The sequence below is a fragment of the Sphingobium lactosutens genome (assembly GCF_013393185.1).
GTDB lineage: Bacteria > Pseudomonadota > Alphaproteobacteria > Sphingomonadales > Sphingomonadaceae > Sphingobium > Sphingobium lactosutens_A.
This window is the reverse complement of the sequence record NZ_QJQX01000061.1, coordinates 61,225-82,030: the sequence shown is the minus strand read 5'-3', so window position 1 is coordinate 82,030 and position 20,806 is coordinate 61,225. Positions and strand designations below refer to the sequence as shown.

Sequence of the window (20,806 nt, the reverse complement as noted above, 5' to 3'; positions counted from 1 at the left end):
TTGCGACCCATGAAGCATCTTCCCGAGACGCCGTTTCTTCTCTTCGATGATGCGCGGCACGGTAGCGAAGCTGGCGGGCGCTGCTATTCCAGGCCCGTTGACACCATTATTGCCAAAGATCTTGCAGACGTAGCTCCAGCTTTCGATTGCATGAGAGCTGCTTACCGACGCGGCCGGCACCTTGCAGGCTTTGTCACCTATGAGGCCGGCTATGCCCTTGATCCACGCCTTGTCGGGCTCATGCCTGCGTCCACGAGCACCGTGCCATTGCTCTGGTTCGGGATCTTCGATCGCAAAGTCGAGCTCACACGCCCGCAAATTGAAGCCTTGCTTCCCTCCCCTTGTTCCATCGAGGGATTTGCGCCTGTTGTGCCCAATATCAGTCACGCCGTGCATCGGCGCAACATGGAGGCCGTCATGGAATACATCCATGCAGGCGACATCTATCAGGCCAATCTCACATTCAGGTCAACAGTTGAAATTGGACCGCATCCGCTGGCTTTCTTTGCAGCGATCAGAGAAAGGGCGTCCGCTGGGTATGGAGCGGTGGTTTCTATACCTAGCCATTATATCCTGTCCTTTTCGCCGGAGCTTTTCTTTAGGCTCGCGGACGGTTGCATAACCTCGCGACCTATGAAGGGAACGGCGCCTAGAGGAAGCACACCGCGCGCCGATGAGGAACTGGCCCAGGCCTTGGCCAAATGCGACAAACAACGCGCAGAGAACCTGATGATCGTGGACCTTCTCCGGAACGATCTTGCACAGGTTTCACTACCTGGGAGCGTAAAAGTACCAAGGCTCTTCGATGTCGAGCGATACCCTACATTGCATCAGCTTGTGTCAGAGATCAGGGCTGTCCTGAAGCCATCCTTGAACGCGATTGATATTCTGGCGAGCGCGTTTCCCTGTGGATCGATCACAGGAGCGCCAAAGGTCCGATCAATGGAAATTATAGCCGAACTCGAAAATGACAGCCGCGGCATCTATACCGGATCAATCGGCTGGATCGATCCTGCGGGCGAAGCAGAATTCAACGTCGCAATCCGGACGATCAGCCTTGAACGTGGAGCAACCACCGGGACGCTGGGGCTTGGCTCGGGGATTGTCGCTGATTCCAAGTTCGATTTAGAATGGGATGAATGCTTGGTCAAAAGCAAATTCTTGTCCTGAGACCATCGCGGCGCCTCACTTCTGACGATCCCATTGGGAACAGCAATCGTGCTCGGCCACCGCCGCAAAGCAATCCAAGATGGAGCAAACTGCTCCCACCAGAATACGGATCACGATCATTACACTCTCCCTATTACTCGGCTACACACAGTGCCTTCTTATGCGCAAGAGTGTATACAGACTTGCAATGCATGCAAGCTTAGATATGCCATAGGCTGATCCGCATGATCGATTTTTAACGCATTTGCTTGCCATTTTGCCGCCGCCGATCCCGCGCCGCCACAAGACTGCATGCATATACGGCCAACTGTCGGAGTTCCAGCAATTGTCTAGGCAGCGTCAAAGCCCTTGGGGACAAGCCGTAGCCTCAACATCCATCGCCGCTTGAAGCATCCGCCGCCCTTCAACCGCTGCATGATCGCTCTTGATCAGCAACTCGCTCGGCAATTCCGACACCAGTTGGAGCATCTTCTCGACTTCTTCTACTGCAAACTTGTCTTCTTCGATAACCTTTCCAAGGAAGGCAACCATCGCGTCAAACGAATCGGGGTCGGACAGCCCCACGGCGAAAAAGTAGTTGGAAGTGGTGGACGTCGCAGGGGTTACGCCATGATATACACGAGTCTTCGCAATCACCTGCCCTGGCGAGATTTCATGATCCTCTGGAAAGAGGGTGTCGCCAAACGTTGTATGAAAGCCTGGAATGTAAAAGCCTCCGCCGGTATCGCGATCTATCCGGCTTACCTCATATCCTCGCGCCTTGAGCACGGGCGGAGCCTCGCAATTTCGGATCATCCGGCGTGTTTCAAGATAATTGCCGCGCTTTCTGACTTCCTCTGGCGTCGAGCTATTCTCCGGCGTTCCGATAGTATTGCCATGGAGGAAACCCAGATGCGACAAATCGAGCAGGTTATCATTTATGAGTTGGTAACGCGCCTTGACCAAATGACTTCCCAATGTTCGGAATGTCATGCACGGATCGTTCAGACCGATTTCATCGAGGTTGGGCAAAAGATCCTGATCGGCTTTTTCAGGGTCACCAGGCCAGATCCAGAGCCATGGTCCGTACTCTACGAGGGGATAGGCCGGGATCTTAAAGCTCCTGGGCGCGGAATTCTGACTGGGGACATGGACACATTGACCATCCGGACCAAAACTTAGGCCATGGTATCCGCAAACTATGTCATCACCATTTACGCGGCTCGCACCGAGAGGAAAATGACGGTGCGGGCAACGTCCTCCTACGGCAACTGCGGCTCCGTCCATTTTGCGATAGAGGACCACTGGACTGCCCAGGATATTGCGAGCAAGCGGTTCCTTGCCGACTTCACTCGCAAATGCAGCAATGTACCAGCCATTACGGATCGCAAACGAGCCCTGCCTGAACGGATACATTATTCCCTCCTAATGATTATGCGCGAGCACTTTTGACTTCGCCAGACCGTTTAAGTCCTACGAATCAAGGCTGCTTCGTCGAGCAAAGGTGCCCCACATCAATTAGGAAGTACACCCCCTTTTTTTGCGTCAAGCCCGCAATCTCCTCGCCTCTCAACGAGATCAAGGAGCCCTTTGCGGCGCCCTGCTCAATTCGTTGCCTTCTGTGGTGACTTTCTGCAGCAGGCGGATCAGTTCATTGGCCTCGGTCGGACTCAGCGCCTCAATCATCTTGAGCTGCGCCCGCTCAACGCCTTCCCTCATAGCCTCGATTGCCTCGCATCCTATCTCGGTGATGCGCACTTCTCGGGCACGGCGATCGGCTTGGTTCACTTCTCGTGAAAGCAACCCCTTCTTAACCAGACGATCAACAACCCCGGCGATCGTGGTGCGATCATACGCAATCAGTCCCGCAAGCGTTCCTTGATCGATCCCAGGATGCTCCTGCACTGCCCGAAGTGCAGCATATTGCACAGGAGTTAGATCATATCCGTAGACGGCGGTTTCCGCGTGGAAGACAGCCACTGCAATCTGCTGAAGGCGCCGGATCAGGTGCCCTGGCATGCCGTCTAGCTCGGTCAAATTTCATCCTTCCGTTTGACAAACAAAATTACTCAGTATACTTCCTATTTAGCCGACCAGCCCTAATGTTCCGGTTTGTCGGAGCCTGCCGCTTGTGCAACCGATCATGAAGCGACGACGCAAGGCTGTGCAATCATAACATTCTCCGAGGAGAGAGAGAGCATGCAATTTCATCTCGATGGCTTCAAGGCCGGCGATCCGTCCTTCAAGGAACCCGCTGACATGCTAGAAGCGGTACAGGCCGACGAGCAAAGCCTGGTGGACGTCCTCATTGTTGGGTGTGGTCCCGCGGGCCTGACGCTCGCGGCACAATTATCGACCTTTCCAAACATCGTGACACGGATCGTAGACCAAAAGCCCGGTCCGCTTGAGCTCGGACAGGCCGATGGAATTGCATGTCGGACAATGGAAATGTTCAACGCGTTTGGCTTTGCTGGGCGACTCATGGACGAGGCCTATTGGGTTAACGAAGTCACTTTTTGGAAGCCGGACGATGAAGATCCAAGTCGTGTAGTGCGCAGCGGTCGCGTCCCGGACACTGAGGATGGTCTCTCCGAATTCCCGCACGTCATCCTCAACCAGGCGCGCGTCCATGACCACTATCTTGAAGTCATGAAGAAGTCACCGCATCGACTCGAGCCAAGCTATTCACGCAAGCTCCTCGACCTGACCGTTTCTGCCAACGGCGGAGGCGATGCCTATCCTGTCACCGCCCGGTTTGAGCGTCTCGATCGCGCTCCTGGCGAGAATATCGAGACGGTCAGGGCACGCTATGTCGTTGGCTGCGATGGTGCCCGCAGCGCTGTTCGCAAGAGCATCGGACAAACACTCAAGGGGGATTCTGCGAACCAGGCGTGGGGAGTCATGGATGTCCTTGCCGTTACTGACTTCCCGGACATTCGCCTGAAGGCCGCAATTCACTCCGCATCCGAGGGCAGCATTCTGATCATCCCGAGAGAAGGCGGCTATCTGGTCCGCCTCTACATTGAACTCGACAAGTTGGATGAGAACGAGAGGATCTCCAGCAAGAATGTAACGGCTGACCAATTGATCGCAGCCGCGAACCGCATCCTGCACCCCTACACCATCGACGTAAAGGAAATCGCCTGGTGGTCAGTCTACGAGATCGGCCAGCGCGTATGCGACAAGTTCGACGATGCATTAGATGACGAGAGCGGAAGCCATCCGCGCATATTCATCGCTGGGGACGCTTGTCACACCCACAGCCCCAAGGCTGGCCAAGGCATGAACGTGTCGATGCAGGACAGCTTCAATCTTGGATGGAAACTGGCAGCCGTCTTGAACGGAAGGTCTTCACCGTCCCTTCTCCACACCTACTCCGCCGAGCGCCGGGCGATTGCTCAGGAACTGATCGACTTTGACCGTGAGTTCGCGAAAATGTTCAGTGCTGCGCCAAAGGACGCTGACAATCCCCAAGGCATCGATCCGGCGGAATTTCAGCGATACTTTATTCAGCATGGCCGCTTCACGGCGGGAACGGCCACGCAATACAAGCCCTCAATGATCACCCTTATGTCAAAAAGCCAAGAATTAGCGCGCGGCTTTCCCGTTGGCATGCGTTTCCATTCTGCGCCAGTCATCCGGTTCGCTGATGCCAAATCGATGCAACTTGGTCATGTCCTGGAGGCCGATGGCCGCTGGCGCATCCTGATTTTCGCACATTCTCATCAACCTCTCGTCGCTGGCTCGCCGTTGCTGGATCTTTGCCACTTCTTGAGAGAAGATCCTCGCTCTCCTCTCAACAAATTCACGCCGCGCGCCGAAGAGGTAGATAGTGTCTTTGACGTCAGAGCGATATTCCAGCAGCGGCACGATGAAATCAGTGTTGAAAATCTGCCCGCTTTGCTTCTGCCCAGAAAGGGGCGTCATGGCCTGATAGATTACGAAAAGGCGTTCTGCTCCGATAACCATGCAAGCCGCGACATCTTTGCTGCCCGCGGAATTAGCCGAGAGCTTGGATGCGCGGTAATTGTCCGGCCAGACCAATATGTCGCAGGCGTCCTTTCACTCGCTGAAGCAGATGAGTTGGTCCGCTTTTTTGATAGATTCATGCTTTTAACGCGCGACAACTGCGATTAGCCGCGCGTCGGGGGCGCCACAGCAGCAGTCATCATGACCAACTGCCATTGAAAAGGCGAGTGGCCCCAGTGTGCCTCCGTTGTCACCACATGGTGTCTGACCGCAGCAATGATAATCTGACATTCTTGCCTCCGCCCACATCGTATCGGCGCGGAGGCCCGAATGACCCCTACGAAACTCCTGATCGGCCAAATCCTGATTGTGCTTGCCATCATCGTCGCGAGCATATGGATCGCGACCCAATGGGCAGCGGCGCAACTTTCCTACCAACCGGTGCTTGGCGCGCCCTGGTTCCTGCTTTTGGGACAGCCTATCTACCCGCCCTGGCCCTGTTCCTCTGGTGGTTCTCGTTCGATGCTTATGCACCGATGGTCTTCGACGAAGCGGGGACGATCGCGGCCGCTCGCGGCCTCGTCGGCGGCCTCGCTGCCATTTTCGGATCAGTCTGGCGGGCTCGGCAATCGAGCAACGCCACCACTTATGGATCGGCACGCTGGGCAACGCAAAGGATATCAGGGATGCCGGCCTTTTCGTCGTTGGCGACGTTGCGATCGGTTGCGTCGGGCGCGACGACCTTCGCCACGATGGTCCCAAGCATGTCATGGCTTTCGCGCCGACAACCGACGATCACTGTGCGACCCGGCGCACCAGTGCGCCTGCTGGTCAGCCGCGATCTCATCCTCGCGCCCTGGCGCGGGTCGACAGGAGGATAAGCATGGTAGAGCTGAAACTGGCCAAGCTGCCGGACAGGACGCCGGTAAAGCTGGCAATCACCGTTACGCCCGACCTGCTAAATGCCCTGCGCGATTATGCAGCAATCTATGCGCAGACCTATGGGACCGAGGAACCTGTGGCCGATCTCATCCCAGCGATGCTGACCGCCTTCCTGGAGAGCGATCGCAACTTTATCCGGGCGCGAGAAACAGCGCAGCGGGGCCAATCGTGACCGACGCTTCTGACCAAGGCCTTGCGCCCATCACCGTGCGCGTGGCCACAGCAGTCCGTCTTACCGGTCTCAGCCGGTCCCGCATTTATGAATTGATCCAGGCCGGCGATATCGAAATCGTTAAGGTCGGAAGAGCGACCTTGGTGCGCTATGACAGCCTCCAGCGCTTGACCAGCAGATGAAGCATGAGGGCCGTCCTAGAGCATAATCCGACCTAACTGAATCTGGACGATTCCTTTTCGTTGGGAAATCTGATTCAAGATGTCAGCTGGACAAGGAGGTCAGCCTGGCATGACGAAGTCTATCTCTGAGGATTTACGTTCGCGGGTGATTGCGGCGGTTGACGGGGGCCTGTCACGGCGCGCAGCAGCTGAGCGTTTTGGAGTTGCGGCGGCGAGCGCGATCCGTTGGGTTCGCGAATGGCGGGAGACTGGATCGACGCGGGCGAAGCGGCAAGGCGGCGACATGCGGTCGCGGCGGATTTAAGCCCATCGCGACATTATTCTCGGTGCGGTCGAGGAGCAGGTGGACATCACGCTTGTTGAACTTGCCGAGATGCTTCGAGCGCAGCATGGGGCCGTATTTGCGCCGAGCACGATCTGGCGTTTTCTTGATCGTCACGCAATGACCGTGAAAAAAAACAGCGCACGCCAGCGAGCAGGAGCGGCCCGACGTTCTCGCGCGGCGACGCGCATGGTTTAAGGCCCAACCTGATCTCGACCCGGAACGGTTGGTGTTCATCGATGAGACCGGCGCATCGACGAAAATGGCGCGTCTGCGTGGACGGGCCCAGCGCGGCATGCGCTGTCGCTCCCCAATTCCGCACGGTCATTGGAAAACCACCACCTTCACCGGCGCGCTGCGCCTAACGGGCATGACCGCACCCATGGTCCTGGACGGTCCCATGACTGGCGAATGGTTCGCTGCCTATGCAGCGCAGGTTCTGGCGCCAACGCTGCGTCCCGGCGACATCGTCATCCTCGACAATCTGCCAGCTCATAAAACGATGGCGGCCCGTGAAGCCATCGAAGCAGTCGGGGCGCGAATGCTGTTCCTGCCGCCATACAGCCCCGACTTCAATCCAATCGAAAATGCCTTCTCCAAGCTCAAGGCCATCCTGCGGAAAGCCGCCGCCCGAACCGTCCCCGACCTATGGGATGCAATTCGCGAGGCACTGCCCCGCTTCACTCCCGAAGAATGCGCAAATTACTTTACTGCCACCGGGTATGAGCCAGAGTGATCGGATTCTGCTCTAGCGCGCGAATGCTTGAGGCCGAAGAGCGCTGGAATGTGGCTAGCGGCGGCGCTCCGCCGCCGTACCGGTAACGAAAGTCGGGCTAGACGTCGCCCATGACCCAGGCCTCCTTGGCTTCCTTGTCGGCATCCGCAGTCGCCTTCCCCCAGAAGCGCAGGCCCGAAACTTACCGACCGGTTTCCGAATTATCGGGAATTTCGTCTGCACTCGCGACCATCTGCGACAGAACGCCCCTCAAGTCCGAAATGAAGGCCGGCAACAGAGGATCCTTATCCCCATCGGGCACAACGACGAACAGTGTGAAGTTTATACGCGGTCCTTCAAGTGGCAGCGTCACGAATTTGGAAAACATGTGAGACGTCGACTCGCTTGCCAAGCCGACGACCCGGTTATCTTCAAGCATGTTCTGCATGACGGTAAACGAGTCGGTCTCCATCACTATGACCGGCTTGGTACCTCCCTCAAGAAGACATCTCTCGAAGAGTCGGCCCATCAACATGCCTGATGGCGGAAGGACCATCCGCACGCCGTCCAGCCATGCCATTCTGACGAACTTGTGGGTGGCGAATGAATGTTCCGGATGAACAGCCACGAGGGCGCGGTCCTTGAATACCGGAATGAGCTCGTAGTTGGGGCCCGGCTCGATGTCGCAGCAAAGACCCAAATGCAAATCTCCCGAGGCGACGCCGGCTTTGACATCACCGGCCGACATACCAAGGACGCGCAATCGGATGTCTCCAGATCGCCGCGCGAATCGAAGCGCGCTCAGATCCGCCAAACTCCGCATCGGCCCTTGAGTCACTCCGATCCGTAGCTCACCCGCCAACTGCTCCGCAGGGGCCGCCAATGCTCGCTTGCCTGCATCAATCGCAGCCAGCGCGTTCCTCGCGAACGGAAGGAATGTGCGACCCGCCTCCGTCAACTCGACGGGGCGTCGCTCACGATGCACGAGCGCCGTCCCAAGCGTCAGTTCCAACTGCCTTATCTGCTGGGAGAGGGTAGGTTGAGCGATGCGCAGCGCCGCCGCGGCACGCGAGAAACTTTGCTTCTCGGCGAGAGCGAGAAAGTATCGAAAATGGCGTAGCTCCATCATTCCCGCTCCTGCACCCGGCCCCGTTATTGGCTGGCACTATATTAAAGATAGGTCGTCTATGGCTAGGAAAACCCGCGACGGGCTCATAGTGTCTGCTTGAAACTAAAAAGAAGCGAGGGTGTAGCTGGCCGGCGTGTCTAAAACATCGGCGACATCAAAATCATCGACCGGGCGGGAAGTGGTGGCTGGGGTAACATCCGGTTCACTCGCGCTTATCCACGTCACCATCCATTAACGTAGCTTCGCCACGCAGGCAGGTCTCAAAATCTGAGACAGATTTGGGTTGCAAGTTAATGAAGAAAACTAATCCAAATGCGGAAGAGCTTGCCGTCTACGGGACATATAAAACGGTATGTAAGAGGGGTAATTGATGATCAAGAACGGATGTATACAAGACGCTCTTTTCTCTTCGATCGGCATCTTTGCAGCAGTCCCTGCATTCGCCCAGAGTACTTCCCCGAAAGAGGCGGCTGGCAGATCCGAAGAGACCGGCAACATTGTCATCACCGCCCGACGCCGCCAGGAGAGCGCGCAGACTGTGCCGGTGTCCGTGACTGCCTTCGACAGCGAAACGCTACGGGAGCGGTCGGTCGCCAACACCCAGGATCTGACCTTCGTGACTCCCGGCTTGAACGTCGCGCCTCAGACGTCGCGTGATACTCCTAACATCGTTATTCGCGGCCAGCGTCGGGCTGCCGTAGGGGCCGGCGATCCGGCCGTCGTCACCTATTTCGCCGACGTACCTCTTCCCACAAAAGGCAGCATCCTGCCGACCTTCGATGTGGCCTCGGTCCAAGTTTTGAAGGGCCCCCAAGGCACTCTCTTCGGTCGGAATACAACGGGCGGTGCGCTTCTTCTCTATCCCGAGCAGCCACGATACAAGGCTGAGGGCTATCTTCAGCTGACGCTCGCCTCCTACGAGGAGAGAACCCTCGAAGGCGCGATCAATCTGCCGATCGTCGATGATCATCTCGCCCTGCGTGTTGCCGGTCAGATGGCCCGCCGCGAGGGCTACACCAAGAACATCGGAGTTGGCGGCGATCTAGACGATCGACACACCGATTCATTTCGGGCCTCGTTGCTGTGGGAGCCGTCCACGCAAGTCTCGAACACCACCATCATCGACTATTATCGCGCTAGTGGATTGATTCCAACACTTGGTGCCCGCGCCGCACAGCGGCGATAATTTCGTCTGGATCGGCCTTCCAGACGAAGGGGCGCGGGTCCTGGTTATGTTCCTTGATGAAGCGATTGATGGCGGCCTGTAGATCGACGACGGAATGAAAGACGCCGTTCTTCAGGCGCCGCCTTGTAAGCTTGGCGAAGAAGCCCTCGACGGCATTGAGCCACGAGCAAGACGTCGGGACAAAGTGGAAGGTCCAGCGCGGATGTCTGGCCAACCAGGCACGGACCTTGGGCTGCTTGTGGGTCGCGTAATTGTCGAGGATGACGTGGATGGCCTTGTCAGCGGGCATCTCGGCTTCGATGGTGTTCAGGAAGCGGATGAACTCCTGATGCCGGTGCCGCTGCATGTTGCGGCCGATCACGGAGCCATCCAGGACATTGAGCGCGGCGAACAGGGTTGTGGTCCCGTTACGATTGTAGTCGTGCGTCATGGTTGCCCCGCGCCCCCGCTTCAGCGGCAAGCCCGGTTGGGTGCGGTCGAGCGCCTGGATCTGGCTCTTTTCGTCGACTGACAGCACGATGGCGTGGGCAGGCGGCGAGACATAGAGCCCGACGACATCGTGCAACTTCTCGGCGAAAGCCTTGTCGTTGGACAGCTTGAAACTGCGCCACCGATGGGGCGCCAGACCGTGGTCGTGCCAGATCTTCACCACCGATGACGCCGCGATACCAATGGCTTTGGCCATCGCCCGCACCGTCCAATGCGTGGCCTCATGGCTGGGCGGTTCCAGCGTCAGCGCCACGACCTTGTCGACCAAAGCCACATCCAGAGGCGCGATCCCCGGTGGCCGGGTCTTGTCACGCAGCAACCCATCCACGCCCTCGGCCATAAACCGTTCCTGCCAGCGCCATACACATGTCTTCGATTTGCCGGTCGCTGCCATGATCGCCTGGGTGCCCAAGCCCTGAGCCGTCAGCAGAATGATCCGCACCCGCCAGACATGCTTCTGTGGCGAACCGCGCGCCGCAACGATCGCCTCAAGCCGCTTCGTATCCGGTGCAGTCACCTTGATCTCAATACCCGTTCGCATGCCGCATCGTCGCACGGCACCAACAGAATGGGAATCCCTCAAACGGACTCATTCGTTCCGATCGATCCACTAGGGAGAACGGAACGGTCGTTGTCCCGTTTGGATCCTACCCAACTCCCTCCTTCCCGGCGGGCGGCAACGCGCGAACCGCCGTCAACCGCCCATTCTTCGATTGCGGCGTCGCGGGTTGCGACATCGATATCGCGCTGAACGATCAGCGCGCCCGTGGCGTCCGCAAAGTCGCCCTCAGCATCGATCCAGCCTCAAATCGCGAGTTCTGGGGGATTGCCAACACCACTACCATCGATTTCGGAAGAGTCACGCTGAAGAACATCGCTGCGTACCGCAGCAGCGTTATCGAAAGCCGGGCGGACCTAGACGGGACCTTCCTCCAGTTGTACGATAACCGCTCAGACACTAACGTCGAACAATATTCGAACGAGCTTCAGCTGCTGGGTAAAGCGCTGGACGATAAGCTCGACTGGATCTTCGGCGGCTTCTATCTTCGGACAAAGCCAGGTGGCGTCGACGGCAGCGTAAATTTTGATTCGGTGATTCCCGGAGAGACTTTCCGCTACACCGAGGTTTACAATGACGCGCAGACGAAAGCGATCTTCGGTCAGGTTGGATACGACATCGGTAGATTCCTGTATGGGTTGAGATTCAATGCGGGTCTTCGCTATACTTGGGACAAATCTTCCGGCTGCACGATCTCGACTTCCCTCGACGTGCCACGTGTCGGACCTGGCAACTGCGAACAGCTGGGTGGCGCGACGGGAGCCGCGAAATCAGATGCGGGGACTTATACGCTTGGCCTCGACTACAAGGTCAACGACGATCTGTTCTTCTATCTGACGAACCGCCGGGGATATCGCTCGGGCGGGTTCAATCAGAGTGGCCTGTCGGCGTTTTATGATGGGTTCGAGGGTTATGATCCCGAGTCCGTCACCGATTATGAGGTCGGTCTGAAGAGCAGCTTCCGCATCGCGGGTATGCGGACCCGGATGAACGTCGCGGCTTATACGAGCAGTTACTCGAACATCCAGCGGACGATCTTCCCGGGTCCGAACTTCGACGGCGACAACAATCCGGCCAATGATCCGCTTAGCCTGAACATCAACGCAGCGAAGGCGACCATCAAAGGCGTCGAGTTCGATTTCTCGGCAACGCCTGCGCGCGGGCTATCGATCAATGGCTTCGGCGCCTACACACACGCGAAATTCGATGAGTTCAGCTCAGCCCCAGCGTTCATCCCATTGTTGGGTAACAATCCGGTAAATAACAAGTTCGCCTACACCCCCAAGTGGACTTTGGGCGGGGGCGTGCGTTACTCTACCAGACTTGGTGACTTTGCCGACCTAGTCATGAATGCAATCTGGTTCCACAGTTCCAGGGTCTGGTATGTAGACCGTCCACTCGACACCAACGGCATCCAGGATCGCTATGACACGGTGGATGCCCGAGTTTCATTGCAGGACATCTCCGGCAAAGGCGTGGATGTCAGCGTCTTCGTCCGTAATCTGTTCGACACGGAATATGCGGCCGCAGGTGGCGTCATCACTCCGCAGATCACCTCAGCGACTGTGGTATACAACGAACCGCGTGTGTTCGGGCTACAGATTCGGTTCACAAGATGAGCTTCTGACCGTCCACTTGAAACACCGGCAGATCGGTTGACCACTGGTATGGCCGCCCCCCGACGAGCAGCGTCATCATGACCGCCGATATGGGACGCTGATCCGACCATCGTCCCGGCGGAGGGCGGCGACACCACACCATGATCCCTCGGCCTTGCGCCGATAAAGATGCGAAGGAGTATCAATGCGTAGATTTTCTCGAGTTTCAACGCTTGCCGTCGCTACAGTAGTCTTGGCTAGCGGAGCGAGAGCGGAGCTTCCGAACAAACAGGTCGGCCAGATTGTAGCCAGCGTGGATGACTATTCGTTGCAACTGTCAAAAGTCGCGCTTCAGATCTGGGACTGGGCCGAACTCGGTTTTCATGAGCAGAAGAGCGCGGCACTGCTGCAAACGGAATTGAAGAAGGCAGGCTTCGCCATCAAGACAGGTGTGTCCGGCATGCCGACAGCCTTCGTTGCCAGTTTTAAGCGTGGAACGGGCGGGCCGGTGATCGGGCTGCTCGCCGAGTTCGACGCTCTGCCTGGGATCTCCCAAACAGCGCAGCCGAGCCAGAAGCCACGGCCAGGCAAGGAGGCGGCGCACGCCTGCGGTCATAATCTGCTGGGTGCGGGCTCTCTCGGAGCCGCCATCGCCGTCTCCAAATGGATGACGGCCAACAACATCCAAGGAGAGGTACGCCTCTACGGGACGCCCGCAGAGGAAGGGGGCGGTGCCAAGGTGTACATGACTCGTGATGGCTTGTTCAACGACGTCGGCGCGGTGCTCAGCTGGCATCCGTCCTGGGAGAACTCAGCCGCTCAATATCGTACTCTGGCGGTCATCGCCAGCCGCTTTACCTTCGTCGGCCAGTCGGCAGCAGGAGGCCCCTCGCCGGAGCAGGGGCGTTCAGCCCTGGACGGCGTGGAGGCGATGGACAACATGGTCAATATGATGCGCGAGCATGTCCCTCAGGATACGCGAATCCACTACATCATTTCGGATGGAGGAAAAGCTCCCAACGTCGTGCCGAGCCTTGCCAAGTCGGACTACATGACGCGTCACCCTGTGGACGCCGAAGCACTCGCCGTCTTCAACCGGGTCGTCAAGGCTGGCGAGGGCGCCGCGCTTGGAACCGCCACCAAGATGAACCACACTGTCTCCATTGCCTACAAGGATATGCTCCAGAACGACACGCTCGGCCGGGTGGTGGACAAGAACCTGCGGCGCGCGGGGACGATCACCCTTAGCCCCGAGGAACTGGTGTGGGCGGAGGCCATTCGCAAGACTCTGCCGAATCCGGAGAAATCTGACATCTCCGAGATCAGTAAGGTTCAACCCTTCACCCTAGACAAGCAGATGTACGTCTCCACAGATGTCGGCGACATAAGCTACGTCACGCCCACATCCAGCCTAGCTACAGCTGCCGTCCTACCTGGGACGCCGGGCCATTCCTGGCAGTTCGCCGCCGCGGCCGGCAGCTCTATCGGGGTCAAGGCGACGGTTCTCGCTGCTAAGACGATGGCTCTATCCGCAGCTGAACTGATGACGGATCCAACGACTCTTGCCGCGGCCAAGGCAGAGATGGAAGAGCGGCGCGGCGGCGCCGGATATACCTACAAGTCGATGATCGGTAGTGCTGCGCCGAACCTCAATTATCGCGACGCCAAGTAGCGCAAGACTGATAGCAGCCCGGCCTTTGCCAGGTGACCCGTGCGCTTGGATCCCGAGCAGGATTCCACACGCACGGGTTCATATGTGGGGACCGCGGGAGCGCCTCGACGCAGCAGCCCGTCCTTGAATCGCAGGCGAAGCGGTGCCAGCTCACAAACCCGCCAGCGACAAGCTTGCGATCGAGGGCTTCCGCCTCGGGCGGCGTAATCGCCTGCATCGGTTGCAGCTTAAGTCGGTCGCGCTTGAGCGCCACGCCCGCGAGCCTGTTCGCCTTGAGTTGCTAGGCGAAACGGCGCAGCCGCCAATCAAGCTTCCTCGCCCGCTCCTCCAGATAGGCGGCTGCGTCGGTCTGGAATGGCAGGCTGTCGGCCATCTTACCGGCCTCGCGCCGGCTCGACAAATAGGCGTCGAAGCGGCGATAATTGCGGGTTCCTTCGACCCAAATCCCGCGCGCAACCGATCGCACAGGGTGGCCATGACCGCTGTCTCATACCGCCGGCGGCCGACCTGGCCGCCCTCGGTTATGAGGTGTTTCCATTACCGGTTGGCAAAAATGGTAGGGGAACATCATCGGGCAGGCTGCGCGTTTTGCGCATTTGCATACCGGATGACATCGATGGCTTTGACCAGTTGCGACCCGCTTCCCGACGCCTTGAACGTGAATGCGTCGCGAAAAGCCGGGCTGAACCGCCGCAACGTCGCATAACGCCCGGTTGCAGCGACAAGGGTATCCTCCCCCGCCAAGTCGGCCAGGGCATCGACCTGCGCCTTGGCCGCGACCAGCCTGTGCCAGCCCACGGCCTCGTCGATCAGTTCCAGCGGATTGCCGCCATGCGCGACCGCCTCTCCCAGCGCCGCGATCGTGGCTCCAAACAACCGCATGAGTTCGCCGACCGAGCGGATGCTGACCGGATAGCGCCTTCACGGTCGCGCCGCGCGCGGGTGAACAGGCGCGCCCGACAATGCGTGCTCTTGGATTGAACGCGATCGACATAGCCGTCCGACCGGCGATAGCTGCCGTCGAGGCGGAAGGAGAACATCGTCCCAATACGGCCGCCTACGCCGGCGGCAGCGTGGAAGCTGTCCTGCGATCCATAACCGATCTCGCCCTGTGCCTCGAACCGTTCGCTATTGGGTTGCCGCAAGATGACGTTGATCGCGCCGCCAAGCGCGCCCTGGCCATAGAGGACCGAAGCCGGCCCGCTCAGCACGTCGATCCGTTCGGCAATCCAGGGGTCGGTCGGATAGGTGATCGTTCCGGCGACCGGGAACAGGCGGATGCCGTCCGGGAAGCTTGGCCCATTGCCGGCAGTCCCCCTCGCGGAGGAAGAACAAGCAGGTCGGCGGCGGCATTCGTGTAGGCATCGTTTGCGGACAAGAAGCCCATCGCGGGGAACAGGCGGGCAGTGTGTCCGGTTGCCGCCCGGGTGAAGAGCGGGCAGCCATCCGGCGCCAGGCGTCGAAGTAGTGGAGCGAGCGCTCGCAGCGCTGGGCCAAGCGCCAAGGGCGCATGAATGAGCCAGATGTAGATCGCCGTGAGCGATTCACTGGGCCTGCAGACGAGATCGAGATCGGGTTGCTTTCCGCTGAATCGCCCCTGGATGATTGCGCGTGCACCAGCGGCGTTGAGAGGAAGAAAGGCCAGGAAGTTCGGCGCGGCTTCCGTGTTACATGTCCCGACAAGCTGAACGAGTTCGGGATTGTGTTCGAGCACCGCTTCGACGACATGGTTGGGCACGAGCTCTCCCAGCCTGTTGCGGGCATAAGAAAGTGCCTCTAGCGCTTCCGTCAATGTAGCGGCGCGGATTGGCAGCGGAGGATCGGAGCGACCGGCGGAGAGTCGCATGACACGGTCCGAAAAGGCCATCGTCTCAAGGCCTTCGATCGGCGACGGTCGGATATTCTCGTGATACATTGGGCTTCCCTCCGGTTCTGAAGGGTTGCCTAGATAGCCGTGTTTTTGGCTTTCTCCGCGAGCCTATCCCGATCCAGGGTGGGCTCATTTCGGCCCCACGCGACCGAGATGCCAAATGGAAATCCGGAGCCATTTTTCTGTTAGAGCACTTGCCGCCTGCTATCATTCCAGTGTTCGCAGGGTCGCCTGTATCAGCCATCATCGGCGTCGAGCGTGTCGATGAAGCCCTCGAACATCGAAATAACATTGGGCGAGGAGATTACCGGCTCGAAATCGCGGGGATGGACGAAGTCGTCAGCGAACCAGGGAAAAGCTCCGCCATTGAAACTTTTCCGAAGCCAAGCTACGACGAGCTGAACGCCGGAACAGGCTTGGCGCTCTGCGTTGAAAACGCAGAAGATTTCACGCCGCAGTTGAACGCCGATGTCCAGCGGCCGCACGCGCCGGCTGACGGCGCGCGCATACGTCGGCAGAATTCCGATGCCGCCGCCGCTCGCGATCGCCCGAAAATGCGCGGAGCTGCTGTTGGTGCGAAGCGCGATAAGATCGCGCGTCTCGCTTGTTCCCAGCACAAAGGGGAGAAGATTCGAGGCGACCTGATCGGCTTCCTGCCAGACGAGCCGATGCTGAGGCCATTCATCGATGGATTTGGGCATGCCCGCTTCCCGAAGATAGCGATCCGAGGCGAAAGGCATCAGGTGCAAGGCGCCGAGGCGTTCGACCACTGTCCGGGCGTCCTTAGGCATCTCCAGCTGGATGGCGACATCGCAAGCGCCGCCCGCCACATCGCTGCGCTGCATGTCGCAGTGCAGGAGAATGTCGAGTTCGGGATGGTCGCTCTGGAACTCGACGAGGCGCGGCATCAGCCAATAGGTGCCCAGACCTTCCGTTACGGCGATGCGTACGCGCTCCCGGCCAACCTCCGCTTCATCCTCGGCTTCAAGGCTTAGACGCAAACGCCGCATCTCGCGGGCGATCGACAAAAGGCGTGTCCCAACCTGTGTCATTTTGAGGCCCGACGGACCGCGCTTCGCAACTGCCTCGCCGAGCTTGTCCTCAATGCGCCCGATGCGACGCCGGATCGTAGCGACGGTATGGCGGGTCGCGGCGGCGCCCGCCCGCACGCTGCCTGCTTCGACGACTTCGAGGAAGAGTTCAAGATCCTGCCAATCGACGAGCTTAAGCCTCTCACCCAGCGAATGAGACCCCTTGGATGGCGGTCGGCTGCTCCAGGCAGGATGCGCCTCAACGGGCCGGGACGAACCCAGCCGTTTGCTTGGAGCTTTGTTCTTGCCTGGTGCAATCAATCGCGTGCGCCTCCTTCACCAGGCACTAGCACCACCATCGATTGCCAAGTCAGCTCCCGTCACCCAGCGAGATTCTTCCGACGCCAGATAGATTGCAGCCGGAACGATATCATCCGGTTGACCAGGCCTTTGGATCATTAGTTTATCGCGCATCGGTCCCCACCATGCAGGGTCTGAGATGAATTGTCTGGTTTGATTAGTTTCGACGACGCCGGGTGAGATTGTATTTACCCGGATTCCATGAGGTCCCCCTTCCATGGCGAGTTGGCGAGACCAGGCTAGAACTGCCCCTTTTGCCGCCATGTGCGCTGCAGCGGGCAATACTTTGAAAGGAATTTTCGCTGAGGCGGAAGCGACATTGATTACCGATGCCCCTGCTGCGGCAACCAGATGGGGCCAAGCAGCTTGCGTCACATGAAAATAAACATCGAGCTCCTCGGATATCGTCTTTTTGAAGAGTTCGTGCGGCATTTTGGGGAACCATTCGAAATAGGCCATGCCGCAGTTATTATAGAGAACGTCGATCTTCCCGTGACGTTCGATTGCGGCTGCGATGAGTGCCCGCGCCGACTCCGCATCGGTAAGATCGCACGGATGGATAGACATCATGTCATTGCCATCGGCTTGAACAGCGGCGACGGTCTTCGCCGCGGCGGAGGCGTTGATGTCGCATCCCACGACGAGCGCCCCTTCGGACGCAAATAATCGGGCTGCGCAACGTCCCATGGTGCCGCCGGTGCCCGTGATCACGCAAACTTTATCAGCCAGTCGTTTGCTCATCGCAGCCTCCTCCAAACAATATCCCGATAAGCCGGCAGCGCTGTTCAGACTGTCAGTAACCTATAAAGGGCATGCGAACGGCCCCGAGTTAGCTGGCCTGTTCTGTCGACAAGGTCTCGCGCAAGTAGACATCCATCGCGGTATGATCCTGCGTGGATCCAAGATGCTTTTCAGCGTCGCTCCAAAGCTTCGAATATCGAAGAAGCTGAGGAAATGGTGCCGCGAGGCTTGAGGCGAGCGCCGCCGAAGTGGCAAGGTCCTTCGCCATCAGACCGATGGAAAAACCGGAATCATACCGGCCATTCAGGACGAACTGCTTTATCTTGTTCTGGGTGGAGTTATTGGAACCTGTTGACGCATTCAGGACATCGACGGCGCGTTCCGGATCGATACCGAAACGCTCCGCAACACGGACCGCCTCGATCGCGGCAACCAATCCGGCAGCCGAAACATAGTTGTTCAGCGCTTTCATCGCATGCCCGGCGCCCAGTGGACCACAATGGATGAGCGATGTCCCGATGGCATCGAGAACTGTCTTCAAACGATCCAGCGTTTCGGCGTCTCCACCGGCCATGATTGCAAGCGCGCCCGACTGCGCGCGAACCACGCCTCCCGAAACGGGAGCATCTATCAGGCATATGCCGGACGGCTCGAGTATCTTCCATAGAGCCAGCGTATCGGCCGGAGCACTGGAGCTCATGTCGATCAACAAGGGCCGTTGAGTCTGGATGGCAGCCAGGCAGGCATCCTCGAGCAACACACCCCTCACTGAAGCCCCAGTCGGCAGCATGGTAATGACGACGGCTGCGCCACTGATGGCTTTGGCGGCATTCGTAGGCTGCACGCCTCCGTCACCATAAAAACTGCGGACAACCGCAGAATTTGCATCGTAGCCCCGGACCTGGAAGCCAGCGGCCCGCAAACGGCCGGCCATCGGAAAGCCCATATTGCCCAATCCGATGAACGCGATGGCCGCCGGCGGGCTGATCTTGCTCGCATTCATCCCTGGGATGCCCGCTCAGCAAATACCTCGCGCGCGATCCGAAAGCCCTCGAGCGCCGCGGGTACGCCGCAATAGATTGTAGTTTGCAGCAATACCTCGCGGATCTGCTCTGGGGTGACGCCATTGGTCAGGGCGCCGCCGATATGCAAACGGAGTTCCGCGTTCCTGTTGAGCGCAACGAGCATCGCGATGTTGATGATGCTGCGGGACGGACGGTCGAGGCCATCGCGAGTCCAAACCTCACCCCAGCAATATTCCGTAACGAGCTTTTGAAACGGCATGCTGAATTCATCCGCTGACGCGAGCGAACGCTCGACATAGTCGGACCCCAGCACGGCTTTCCGAACGGCCAATCCTGCTTCGAATTTTTCACTTTCCATCAATCGGACTCCTGTTCTGTAAGGCGCGCTATTCGAATGAAACTTTCATATTCGAACCAGTGTGCCATGGGTAATTCGTCGAGTACTTTCCGGGCCTCGTGTTCGCTCGAGGCAGCCACGATAAGCCATTCGGTCGTCCGATCCTCGGCAAGATAGCCTTCAAGGATTTTGCCTTCCGCAACGAGCCGACCGAAAACGATCTTCTCTTGCGGCACCAGCGCTTCGGCTTCCTCACGGGACGGGAAGCGCAATTTCGTGACGACGAGAAACATGTCAGCCTCCGGCTCGGCGGGCGGTTGCGAGTGCGCGTTGCATATCGAGCGCAACATCGACGATCATATCTTCCTGGCCACCAACCATCTTCCGACGTCCCAGCTCGACGAGGATTGCACGGGTATCCAAGCCGTAGATGTGAGCAGCTTTTTCGGCATGGCGCAGAAAGGACGAATAGACACCCGCATAGCCCAGCGTGAGCGTCTCGCGGTCGACGCGGACCGGCCGATCCTGCAACGGTCGGACCAGATCCTCCGCGGCGTCCATCAGGCTCATCGTGTCGCAGCCATGGTTCCAGCCTTTGCGATCGACGGCCGCAATGAAGACCTCGAGCGGCGCGTTACCCGCACCTGCTCCCATACCCGCGAGGCTGGCATCGATCCGCACCGCACCCTCCTGCGCCGCTACGATCGAGTTCGCCACGCCGAGCGATAGATTATGATGGGCATGCATGCCGCGCTGCGTGTCCGGCTTCAGCACCTGATCATAAGCGCGGAGCCGTGCCCGGATCCCGTCCATATCCAGCGCGCCGCCGCTGTCCGTCACATAGACGCACTGCGCGCCGTAGCTCTCCATCAGCAGTGCCTGCTGCGCAAGCGCCTCGGGCTCGACCATGTGGCTCATCATCAGAAAACCTGACACGTCCATGCCGAGGTCACGCGCAATCCCGATATGCTGTTTCGAGACGTCAGCCTCGGTGCAATGCGTCGCTACCCGCACCGACCGAACGCCAATTCCATAAGCTCGCTTCAGATCCTCCACCGTCCCGAGGCCCGGCAGGATAAGCGTCGTCAGGACCGACCTCTCCAGGACATCCGCCACGGCTTCCAGCCACTCCCAGTCTGTGTGCGCGCCAAAGCCATAGTTGAAGCTTGCACCCGAGAGGCCATCCCCATGCGCGACCTCGATCGCATCGACGCCCGCCATGTCCAGCGCCTTGGCGATTGCGCGGACGTGGTCAATCCCGTACATGTGCCGGATTGCATGCATCCCGTCGCGGAGTGTCACATCCTGGATGTAGAGCTTTGCGCCCGCATCGACATCGAAACTTGCCATTGCGCTGA

22 protein-coding genes and 1 pseudogene are annotated in these 20,806 nt (G+C 58.7%); 8 read left to right on the top strand and 15 right to left on the bottom strand.

Going from position 1 to position 20,806, the window contains the following annotated elements; all coding sequences use genetic code 11:
• Positions 1-9 precede the first annotated feature (9 nt).
• Complete coding sequence (pabB, locus tag DM806_RS18005) at positions 10-1,170, top strand: aminodeoxychorismate synthase component I (protein ID WP_179044548.1); 1,161 nt, start codon at positions 10-12, stop codon at positions 1,168-1,170.
• A 339-nt stretch (positions 1,171-1,509) separates the two neighbouring features.
• On the opposite strand, the gene DM806_RS18000 is transcribed toward pabB, so the two are convergent.
• Both DM806_RS18000 and DM806_RS17995 read right to left on the bottom strand, forming a co-directional pair.
• Positions 1,510-2,565 carry an aromatic ring-hydroxylating dioxygenase subunit alpha gene (locus DM806_RS18000; protein WP_179044547.1) on the bottom strand — a complete coding sequence of 352 codons (1,056 nt, stop codon included), beginning with the start codon at positions 2,563-2,565 and terminating at the stop codon, positions 1,510-1,512.
• 162 nt (positions 2,566-2,727) lie between these two features.
• On the bottom strand, positions 2,728-3,186 hold the full coding sequence (locus DM806_RS17995) for a MarR family winged helix-turn-helix transcriptional regulator (protein ID WP_256869372.1): 459 nt from the start codon (positions 3,184-3,186) through the stop codon (positions 2,728-2,730).
• Between the two features lie 162 nt (positions 3,187-3,348).
• Between DM806_RS17995 and DM806_RS17990 the strand changes: the two genes are divergently transcribed.
• The gene (locus DM806_RS17990) at positions 3,349-5,286 is read left to right on the top strand and encodes an FAD-binding monooxygenase (protein ID WP_179044546.1); all 1,938 of its coding nucleotides are present in this window, start codon (positions 3,349-3,351) and stop codon (positions 5,284-5,286) included.
• 478 nt (positions 5,287-5,764) lie between these two features.
• Here DM806_RS17990 and DM806_RS27615 read toward each other — a convergent pair whose 3' ends face one another.
• Entirely contained in the window at positions 5,765-5,965 is a 201-nt protein-coding gene (locus DM806_RS27615; protein ID WP_179044545.1) for a hypothetical protein, read from the bottom strand.
• Between the two features lie 36 nt (positions 5,966-6,001).
• Between DM806_RS27615 and DM806_RS17980 the strand changes: the two genes are divergently transcribed.
• From DM806_RS17980 to DM806_RS17970, 3 genes and pseudogenes are all read left to right on the top strand, one after another.
• The gene (locus DM806_RS17980) at positions 6,002-6,232 is read left to right on the top strand and encodes a DUF2274 domain-containing protein (RefSeq protein WP_130030166.1); all 231 of its coding nucleotides are present in this window, start codon (positions 6,002-6,004) and stop codon (positions 6,230-6,232) included.
• Complete coding sequence (locus DM806_RS17975; protein ID WP_179044544.1) at positions 6,229-6,414, top strand: excisionase family DNA-binding protein; 186 nt, start codon at positions 6,229-6,231, stop codon at positions 6,412-6,414. The genes DM806_RS17980 and DM806_RS17975 overlap by 4 nt, the downstream gene beginning before the upstream one ends.
• A gap of 109 nt (positions 6,415-6,523) precedes the next feature.
• Positions 6,524-7,472 (top strand): annotated as a pseudogene (locus DM806_RS17970) (IS630 family transposase).
• A gap of 181 nt (positions 7,473-7,653) precedes the next feature.
• Here the strand turns inward: DM806_RS17970 and DM806_RS17965 are convergent.
• A complete protein-coding gene (locus tag DM806_RS17965) occupies positions 7,654-8,580 on the bottom strand; it encodes a LysR family transcriptional regulator (RefSeq protein ID WP_179044543.1) in 927 nt (308 codons plus the stop codon).
• Between the two features lie 370 nt (positions 8,581-8,950).
• Between DM806_RS17965 and DM806_RS17960 the strand changes: the two genes are divergently transcribed.
• Positions 8,951-9,766: a TonB-dependent receptor plug domain-containing protein gene (locus DM806_RS17960; protein ID WP_179044542.1), complete on the top strand. Its 816-nt coding sequence runs from the start codon at positions 8,951-8,953 to the stop codon at positions 9,764-9,766.
• On the opposite strand, the gene DM806_RS17955 is transcribed toward DM806_RS17960, so the two are convergent.
• On the bottom strand, positions 9,717-10,796 hold the full coding sequence (locus DM806_RS17955) for an IS630 family transposase (RefSeq protein WP_179044559.1): 1,080 nt from the start codon (positions 10,794-10,796) through the stop codon (positions 9,717-9,719). The two genes, DM806_RS17960 and DM806_RS17955, sit on opposite strands and share 50 nt — an antisense overlap.
• A 5-nt stretch (positions 10,797-10,801) precedes the next feature.
• Here DM806_RS17955 and DM806_RS17950 point away from each other — a divergent pair, with 5 nt between their 5' ends.
• Complete coding sequence (locus tag DM806_RS17950) at positions 10,802-12,433, top strand: TonB-dependent receptor (protein ID WP_179044558.1); 1,632 nt, start codon at positions 10,802-10,804, stop codon at positions 12,431-12,433.
• 292 nt (positions 12,434-12,725) lie between these two features.
• Complete coding sequence (locus DM806_RS17945; protein ID WP_372859615.1) at positions 12,726-14,084, top strand: amidohydrolase; 1,359 nt, start codon at positions 12,726-12,728, stop codon at positions 14,082-14,084.
• A 280-nt stretch (positions 14,085-14,364) separates the two neighbouring features.
• Here DM806_RS17945 and DM806_RS28040 read toward each other — a convergent pair whose 3' ends face one another.
• From DM806_RS28040 to dmpG, 10 genes are all read right to left on the bottom strand, one after another.
• Positions 14,365-14,550, bottom strand: coding sequence for a hypothetical protein (locus tag DM806_RS28040; RefSeq protein ID WP_256869371.1), 186 nt, complete (start codon positions 14,548-14,550; stop codon positions 14,365-14,367).
• A gap of 101 nt (positions 14,551-14,651) precedes the next feature.
• The gene (locus DM806_RS28035; protein WP_256869370.1) at positions 14,652-14,966 is read right to left on the bottom strand and encodes a hypothetical protein; all 315 of its coding nucleotides are present in this window, start codon (positions 14,964-14,966) and stop codon (positions 14,652-14,654) included.
• A complete protein-coding gene (locus tag DM806_RS28030) occupies positions 14,894-15,313 on the bottom strand; it encodes a hypothetical protein (protein ID WP_444860957.1) in 420 nt (139 codons plus the stop codon). Before DM806_RS28030 ends, DM806_RS28035 begins: the two co-directional genes overlap by 73 nt.
• Positions 15,289-15,999 (bottom strand): hypothetical protein, encoded by a 711-nt coding sequence (locus DM806_RS28025; RefSeq protein ID WP_256869369.1) that lies wholly within the window; start codon positions 15,997-15,999, stop codon positions 15,289-15,291. Before DM806_RS28025 ends, DM806_RS28030 begins: the two co-directional genes overlap by 25 nt.
• Positions 16,000-16,190: 191 nt before the next feature.
• A complete protein-coding gene (locus DM806_RS17930; RefSeq protein ID WP_256869368.1) occupies positions 16,191-17,306 on the bottom strand; it encodes a LysR family transcriptional regulator in 1,116 nt (371 codons plus the stop codon).
• A gap of 15 nt (positions 17,307-17,321) precedes the next feature.
• Positions 17,322-18,086: an SDR family NAD(P)-dependent oxidoreductase gene (locus DM806_RS17925; RefSeq protein WP_179044540.1), complete on the bottom strand. Its 765-nt coding sequence runs from the start codon at positions 18,084-18,086 to the stop codon at positions 17,322-17,324.
• An 88-nt stretch (positions 18,087-18,174) separates the two neighbouring features.
• Positions 18,175-19,089 (bottom strand): NAD(P)-dependent oxidoreductase, encoded by a 915-nt coding sequence (locus DM806_RS17920; protein WP_179044539.1) that lies wholly within the window; start codon positions 19,087-19,089, stop codon positions 18,175-18,177.
• Positions 19,086-19,469 carry a carboxymuconolactone decarboxylase family protein gene (locus tag DM806_RS17915; protein WP_179044538.1) on the bottom strand — a complete coding sequence of 128 codons (384 nt, stop codon included), beginning with the start codon at positions 19,467-19,469 and terminating at the stop codon, positions 19,086-19,088. Before DM806_RS17915 ends, DM806_RS17920 begins: the two co-directional genes overlap by 4 nt.
• Entirely contained in the window at positions 19,469-19,741 is a 273-nt protein-coding gene (locus tag DM806_RS17910) for a muconolactone Delta-isomerase family protein (protein ID WP_179044537.1), read from the bottom strand. The genes DM806_RS17915 and DM806_RS17910 overlap by 1 nt, the downstream gene beginning before the upstream one ends.
• A gap of 1 nt (position 19,742) precedes the next feature.
• Entirely contained in the window at positions 19,743-20,798 is a 1,056-nt protein-coding gene (dmpG, locus tag DM806_RS17905; protein ID WP_179044536.1) for a 4-hydroxy-2-oxovalerate aldolase, read from the bottom strand.
• Between the last annotated feature and the right edge of the window lie 8 nt (positions 20,799-20,806).